Source organism: Comamonas sp. w2-DMI, from assembly GCF_040187735.1.
Taxonomy (GTDB): domain Bacteria; phylum Pseudomonadota; class Gammaproteobacteria; order Burkholderiales; family Burkholderiaceae_C; genus Comamonas; species Comamonas terrae.
This window is the reverse complement of record NZ_JBANEL010000062.1, coordinates 1-4,957: the sequence shown is the minus strand read 5'-3', so window position 1 is coordinate 4,957 and position 4,957 is coordinate 1. Positions and strand designations below refer to the sequence as shown.

Below are 4,957 nucleotides of genomic sequence, written 5' to 3'. Positions count from 1 at the left end.
CTGCGACAGCACCGCCGACGCCCGTGGCCGCTGCACCCACGGCAACCGCAGCGCCGGCCGCGCCCAGCGCGGCACCGGCCATCGCGCCCGCGCCGAGCTGCGGGCCACCCGACACCAGCCCGGCCGCAATGCCTGGCCCGAAGATGCCCAGCGCCAGCAGGGTCAGCGAGGCCAGCATGACAACGACCGAATGGTCGATGGATGGCTCGGCCGGCTGCACCTGGAACTCGGCGAACAGGCCCGAGCCAATGCCCACGATGACGGCCAGCACCAGCACCTTGATGCCCGAGGACACCACGTTGCCCAGCACCTTTTCTGCCAGGAACGCGGTCTTGTTCCACAGCGCGAACGGCACCAGCACGAAGCCCGCGAGCGTGGTCAGCTTGAACTCGATCAGCGTGATGAAAAGCTGGATCGCCAGCACGAAGAAGCACAGCAGGACGATCAGCCAGGCGAGGAACATCACGACGATGGGCGTGATGTTCACGAACACCTCAGGAAATCCCGCCATGTCGCCGATCTGCTTGAGGATCGGCGCCCCGGCGTCGATGCCGACCTTGGCCAGCCTGCCCGGTTGCAGGAAGTTCTCCATGCTCAGGGTCGAGCCGCTGGCGGTCAGGCCCAGGCCCGCGAACGAACGGAACACGATGCCGGCCAGCCAGTTGAAGTTGCCGATGATGTAGGCGAAGGCGCCGACGTACAGCACCTTGCGGATCAGCTTGGCGATCACGTCCTCGCCCTGGCCGGTGGCATGTCCCATCGCCCAGAAGAGCCCGGCGATGGTCATGTCGATGACGATCAGCGTGGCAGTGAGAAAGGCCACCTCGCCATGCAGCAGGCCAAAGCCCGAGTCGATGTAGCGCGAGAACGTATCGAGAAAACGGTCGATGATGGTCACGTCGTTCATGGCGAGTCCTCCTGCCCTGGCCCGTTGCCATCGGCGGGCTCATCGAAGCTGGGCGGAATCGGCGGCAGGTCGGCGGGCGTCTGGTACTCGCCGGGGCCGGCCTTGCCGGAGAGAAAGCGGCGCAGGTCGGCTTGCGCCACCTGCGCGCAGAACGCGCCGCCGTGCTCGCCCGCACGGCATTGCGCGCGCAGCGTGTGCAGCCGGGACGGGTCAGCGGCCAGTGCATCCACCGCGGGCGGCCGGTCGCAGCCGGCCAACAGGGACGTGAGAGCGAACAGGACGGGCGCGTTCTTCATGGCCGTCCCCGTCAGCGGTTGTAGAAATGGACGGGCTGCGGCGTGTACGGCGTGCCTTCGCCCAGGAAGCGGCGCGTCACCTCGCGCCCGCGCTCCGTGGCCGCGGCCTGCCTCGCCAGCTCCAGCGAGGCGGCCCGGTCTTGCGTGATCTGGAGCCGCTGCGTCTGGATCGACTGCTTGGCCTGCAGGGCGAGCAACTGGTTCATGGCCTGCATCGCCTGCAACGCGCCCTCCGCCGACTGGCTCTTGCCCACGAGGTCGGCCAGCACGCTTTCGTCGTCGCTCAGGTTCTGCGACGCTTGGGCCTGCATCTGCATGGTGGTCTGCAGGCCGTTGAGCGTGTTCTTCCAGCGCTCCTGCGCATCGAGGTACATCTGATTGCCGCTCACCGTGGCGGCGTACTTCTCGGGGTACAGGCGCGAAAACTCGCGGTCGATGTTCGTCACGTCGTAGGCCAGGCCTTTGGCCTGCGCGATGAGGCGCTGGGTGGTCGCCAGGTTCGCGCGCAACTGGCCCACCACGCTGGACGGCAGGCTGGCCAAGTTGCGCGCCTGGTTGATGAGCATCTGCGCTTCGTTCTGGAGCTGGCGGATCTGGTTGTTGATCTGCTCCAGCGTGCGAACGGCGGTGAGCGTGTTCTGCACCAGATTGGTCGGGTCGAGCACGATGTCGCCGACGCCGAACAGCGCGTGCGCGGGCTGCGCGATGCCGAAGGCGAGCACGCAGGCGGCGGTCAACGCGGCGAGCTTGGGAGCATGGGTTTTCATGGGTGGTTCTCCTGCGGATGGGTGGGAACAAAGGCGGCGCCCGGCGGCGTGCCGGGGAAGTCACGCAGCAGCTCGGCCGCCCAATCGAGGCTGCGGTGGCGCAGCCATGCGGCTGCGAACGTGGAAGAAGCGGTGGAAGCCACGGTGAGCACCGCGTCGATGTCGCGCTGGTCTTGCGGCGTGGAAGCGCCCGCGAAGGCCAGCACCGCCGGCCCCAGGTCAAGGTCGAACAGGCGATTGCCGAGACGGGATTGGTAGTAGTAGTCGCGCTTGGGCTGCGCGGTGGCGACGATCTCGATCTGCCGGCTGTTGAGGCCGAAGCCTTCGTAGATCGTGCGAATCTGCGGTTCTGTCGCCTGCGGATTGGCCAGGAAGATGCGGCTGGCGCAGCTCTCAATGATGGCCGGCGCGATGCTCGAATCCTTGATGTCCGCGAGCGACTGCGTGGAGAAGATGACGCTGACGTTCTTCTTGCGCAGCGTCTTGAGCCACTGGCGAATGCGCGCGGCAAACGCGGGCTCGTCGAGGAACAGCCACGCCTCATCGAGGATCAGCAGCGTCGGCGCCCCGTCGAAGCGCTCATCGAAGCGGGCGAACAGATAGCGCAGCACCGCCTGCACCGCAGCCTTGCTGTGCATTAGCTCTTCCATCTCGAAGCCTTGCACGTCGGCCATGCCCAGTCGGTCGCGGTCGGCGTCCAGCAGCTTGCCGTGGGCACCGCCCAGCACATAGGGCGCGAGCGCCTGGCGCAGCGCGTTCGATTGCAGCAGCACCGACAGGCCGGTCATGGTGCGCTGTTCCACCGGCGCACCGGCAAGGCTGCCAAGTGCCGACCAGACCGCCGCCTTTTCTTCGGGGCCGACGGCGACACCTTCGTGCAGCAAGCGGCCCTCGATCCATTCGGCGGCCCAGGTTCGGTAGCCATCGCGGTCGATGCGCGCCAAGGGCTGGAAAGCGATCTCGCCATCCAGCCCGAGGTCGTAGTGCTCGCCGCCGAGGCCCAGGATCGTGGCGCGCATCGAGCGCCCCATGTCGAACGCGAAGATGCGCGAGCCGCGATAGCGGCGGAACTGCATCGCCAGGGTGGCGAGCAAGACCGACTTGCCCATGCCGGTCGGGCCGGCCACCAGCGTGTGGCCCACGTCGCCGATGTGCGTCACCAGCCGGAACGGTGTCGCGCCTTCGGTGCGCGTGACGATCAACGGCGGGCCGTCGAGGTGTTCGTTCTTCTCCGGCCCGGCCCACACGGCGGACACCGGCATCAGGTGCGCCAAATTCAGCGTCGAGACGATGGGCTGGCGCACGTTCGCGTAGGCATGCCCCGGAATCGAGGACAGCCACGCATCCACGGCGTTGAGCGTTTCGGGGATGGTGACGAAGCCGCGCCCCTGGATGACGCGCTCCACCATGCGCAGCTTTTCATCTGCCACGGCGGGATCGGCATCGAGCACCGTTACCGTGGCGGTGAGGTAGCCGAAGGCCACTTGATCGCTGCCCAGCTCCTGCAAGGCGGCGTTCGCGTCGGCGGCCTTGTTGCTGGCATCCGTGTCCACCAGCGGGCTTTCCTGCTGGAAGATCGTTTCGCGCAGCAGCGCGATGACGTTCTTGCGCTTGGCGAACCACTGGCGGCGCAGGCGGGCGAGTTCTTTTTCCGCCTCGGATTTGTCGAGGCAGAGAAAGCGCGTGCTCCAGCGGTACGCAAACCCCAGGCGGTTGAGGTCGTCCAGAATCCCCGGCCAGGTCGAGGTCGGGAAGCCCCGCACTGTCGCAATACGCAGGTGCTGGTCGCCCAGCATCGGCGCGAGGCCGCCGACCAGCGGGGCATCGGCCAGCAGCGCATCGAGGTGAAACGGCACTTCAGGTACGCCCACACGGTAGCGCCGCGTCGAGATAGCCGCGTGCAGGTAGGTCAGCGTCTGGCTGTCGTCCAGCCAGGCAATCTCCGGCATCACGCCATCAAGCAGGTCAAAGACGCGATCTGTTTCCGCGATGAAGGCGGTCAGTCGCTCGCGCCAGTCCACGCCTTCGGTGGGACGGTTCTCGTACAACATGCCCGCCGCGCGGGCGCGGGATTCCTCGGGCGGCAGGTACACCAGCGTCAGGTGGTAGCCGCTCTCGAAATGGTTGCCCGATTCCTCGAACGCTGCCCGGCGTTCCTCGTCCACTAGCCAAGACAACGGTTCGGGAAAGTCGGAATGTGGGTAGTCGGCCGCAGCGCGGCGCTCGGCCTCGATGAACAGCGCCCAGCCCGAGCCCATCCGGCGCAGCGCGTTGTTCAAGCGGGCCGACGTGGCGATCAGCTCGCCTTGCGTGGCGCTGTCGAGGTCAGGCCCGCGAAACCGCGCCGTGCGCTGGAAACTGCCGTCCTTGTTCAAGACGACGCCCGGCGCGATCAGCCCGGCCCAGGGCAGCCAGTCGGCCAGCAGCGCGGGCCGCTGGCGGTATTCGGCAAGGTTCAGCATGGCGGCGTCCCCTCACACGTCCAGCAGCGGGCGGTGCTTGATGTGCCGGGCAAACACGGCCATGAACTGCGGATCGACACGCGCACCCCAGACCGCCAGCGCGTGGCCGACGATCCAGAGCACCACGCCCGGAATCCACAGTTGCAGGCCCAGCCCGACGGCGGCGGCCAGCGTGCCGTTGGCAATCGCCACGGTGCGCGGTGCACCGCCCATCAAGATCGGCTCGGTCAGCGAGCGATGCAGCGGCACCTCGAACCCGGCCGCGAAGGTGTCAGACCCGCTCATACGACAGCTCCGCCGGAGAAGCTGAAGAAGGACAGGAAGAAGCTCGAAGCCGCGAAGGCGATGCTCAAGCCGAACACGATCTGGATCAGCTTGCGAAAACCGCCCGACGTGTCGCCAAAGGCGAGCGCCAGGCCCGTCGCGATGATGATGATGACCGCGACGATGCGCGCCACCGGCCCTTGAATCGACTCCAAAATCGACTGCAACGGGCCTTCCCAGGGCATCGAGGAGCCGGCGGCC

The 4,957-nt window shown here is 67.2% G+C and carries 6 protein-coding genes; all 6 read right to left on the bottom strand.

Going from position 1 to position 4,957, the window contains the following annotated elements; translation table 11 throughout:
* The coding region (gene trbL / locus V8Z74_RS25970; RefSeq protein WP_349712257.1) for a P-type conjugative transfer protein TrbL at window positions 1-907 on the bottom strand (907 nt) is incomplete at its 3' end.
* Window positions 904-1,203, bottom strand: coding sequence for a hypothetical protein (locus V8Z74_RS25965; RefSeq protein WP_019726307.1), 300 nt, complete (start codon window positions 1,201-1,203; stop codon window positions 904-906). The genes trbL and V8Z74_RS25965, both read right to left, overlap by 4 nt.
* A gap of 11 nt (window positions 1,204-1,214) precedes the next feature.
* Window positions 1,215-1,970 (bottom strand): P-type conjugative transfer protein TrbJ, encoded by a 756-nt coding sequence (gene trbJ, locus V8Z74_RS25960; protein ID WP_019726306.1) that lies wholly within the window; start codon window positions 1,968-1,970, stop codon window positions 1,215-1,217.
* Window positions 1,967-4,432, bottom strand: coding sequence for a conjugal transfer protein TrbE (trbE, locus tag V8Z74_RS25955; protein WP_034112274.1), 2,466 nt, complete (start codon window positions 4,430-4,432; stop codon window positions 1,967-1,969). Before trbE ends, trbJ begins: the two co-directional genes overlap by 4 nt.
* A 12-nt stretch (window positions 4,433-4,444) precedes the next feature.
* Window positions 4,445-4,717, bottom strand: coding sequence for a VirB3 family type IV secretion system protein (locus tag V8Z74_RS25950; RefSeq protein WP_034112276.1), 273 nt, complete (start codon window positions 4,715-4,717; stop codon window positions 4,445-4,447).
* On the bottom strand, window positions 4,714-4,957 hold a 244-nt coding region (locus tag V8Z74_RS25945; RefSeq protein WP_241355943.1), incomplete at its 5' end, for a TrbC/VirB2 family type IV secretion system protein. The genes V8Z74_RS25945 and V8Z74_RS25950, both read right to left, overlap by 4 nt.